Consider the following 2,097-nt stretch of genomic DNA (forward strand, 5'->3'; position numbering starts at 1 on the left):
GTCGGCATTTCGTACAGCTATGTCTTATCGTTTTGTCCAGTGGCTCAATCATAATTTAGACGTTTTTACTGCTTACAAAGCTAGTTTAGGGTTCATTTGGGCTTAGTTTTTGTTTAAGTCCCGTTAAGTCGGAGACTGAAACTCACGACTTAAAAAATACCAGTTATAGAACTGGGAGTCTTAAACTCAGAGCTAGCACCGATAATTTAATTAATCTTTCCAGCCGAGAATTTCTGCAACTCGATCGGCTAAAATCATAGTTTTAAAAGGTTTGGCAATGATACCAATTATATCTAATTGAGCAAAACGATCGCGATCTCTAGATTGTACTTTAGCGGTGAGAAAAATAACAGGAATTGGCTGGGTTAAGGGGTTAGCTTTTAACTGTTTGAGAGTAGCAATACCGTCGAGATCGGGCATCATGACATCTAACAGAATCGCATTGGGTTGTTCTCTCACAGCCAAGAGCAAACCTTCGCTGCCAGAACTAGCAGTTATTACTTGCCAACCGCCTACTACTTCTAGGGCAATTCGGGCAACATCTTGGATATCTTCATCATCATCAATGACAAGAATGCGTTTAGTCATGTAATAAGTATCTGGGAAACCGCGATATTTCAACTCGCGGAGGAACAGTCTTGAGACAGTAATAAGCTGTCGGTGAAATATGGTAAACTACAATTAGCTAGTAAGTGTGCGACTTGTTTTTTCTTATAAGTATTACATTAATACTTATAAGAAAGAATATTGAACCATTCAGTTCAATATTAAACTCTGTATCTTGTGGGTTAAATTCCTACCCTCCGAACCACAGGAGTGAATACATACCTCACATTTTACGGACTGGTAACCGTAACTTGCGGTGCATGGGGTAAATACGAGTAACTCGAAGTTACTAGAGAATCCTCGTTAGTGAAGACATACATGGTTAACGTACAGTGAATTTGCTCAAACAGTCGTTAGCTGACCTGTAGGGAAAGTAACTGACAATTTCTATGAAAACGGTAGGGAACGAAAGGATAGTGGTTCACAGATTAATAACCTGATTAACTGAACTATCATAGTCGTTTCACCCACAGGGAATAAAAAGGGAGGTCAGACTGGCTATTTTTACTTGCGTATAGCTGTCGTGGAGTATATGACCCTTGGCTGAGTGCAAAAACCTAAATATGTCGCGAAAGGATACTGAGGAACAAGACAACCCCTAGTTATCAGTGAATAAGATTCTGTACTGCACTGAACCTATTAAGAGGAAGAAATCATTAGATTTGCTAGCAACTTCGTCTTAAGACTTTACGCGGTTTCAATGTAGCACAAACTGTAATTAAATACACCAACTGCTACTATTCGGAAACAAATACTAAGAATCAACATAATCACAAGGAAAAGCCTATCCGAAAGAAACTAGGGAGCAGGATCAGGGCAAACGCATCTAAATTTCAAAAGCTAGACAGAAAAAGAGATTGAAGAAGTTCAATAGCCTCAAATTAAATTTAATATCTGCATTTTTTGGATTTTAAGTCGCGATCGACACAACTTATACCAAAAAAGAAAAAGTCAAGATAAGAGAGACTAAGAAGAGTAAGCTTCCGTTCAATTTATGATTTAATTGTGCAATTCATAATTTAATTTTTGAGGATTTTGAGGAGATAACCATCATCCCATCCTGCTCGATTTCTCTGACTTTTAATACTACCTTTAAAATCTTTGTTTTGTTTTAACAAATTTCAAGCTATATGTCTTATAACTGCTAAGTTTTCAGGAGAATTATCTTTTCTGATTCGCGAATTATCTTCACTGAATTCCACATCTAGAACCCAATGTAATTGGTTTTCTATAGTCCAATGTCCTCGAATATAGTCAGCCAATTTCTCGGCTTCTTCTGATAAGCTGGTAATAAAATATCTCTGCTCTATTTTTGATTTACCATTTTTTAATTGACGTAGGTATTCAACACGAATAACTGAATTTAGGTTCGACCATTTCTTTTCTGAATCTACCATCTCAGAAATATTATTTAAAACTTGATAATCTCTCTTTTCTGTTCGACCGTGACCTGAATTATTAAGGCTATAACTACTGTACTGATATTCAAAA

Annotated in this window: 2 protein-coding genes; both read right to left on the reverse strand. The window is 36.7% G+C overall.

What is annotated here, in order from left to right; translation table 11 throughout:
* Positions 1-210 precede the first annotated feature (210 nt).
* On the reverse strand, positions 211-588 hold the full coding sequence (locus tag H1P_RS32925) for a response regulator (RefSeq protein ID WP_144875649.1): 378 nt from the start codon (positions 586-588) through the stop codon (positions 211-213).
* A 1,139-nt stretch (positions 589-1,727) separates the two neighbouring features.
* The coding region (locus H1P_RS32930; RefSeq protein ID WP_144875652.1) for an ISAs1 family transposase at positions 1,728-2,097 on the reverse strand (370 nt) is incomplete at its 5' end.

The sequence above is a fragment of the Hyella patelloides LEGE 07179 genome (genome assembly GCF_900659865.1).
GTDB classification, from domain to species: Bacteria; Cyanobacteriota; Cyanobacteriia; order Cyanobacteriales; family Xenococcaceae; genus Hyella; species Hyella patelloides.

What these genes read in the sequence shown, in the direction of transcription:
- H1P_RS32925 (WP_144875649.1), bottom strand. Translation starts at nt 588, where the DNA reads ATGACTAAACGCATTCTTGTCATTGATGATGATGAAGATATCCAAGAT.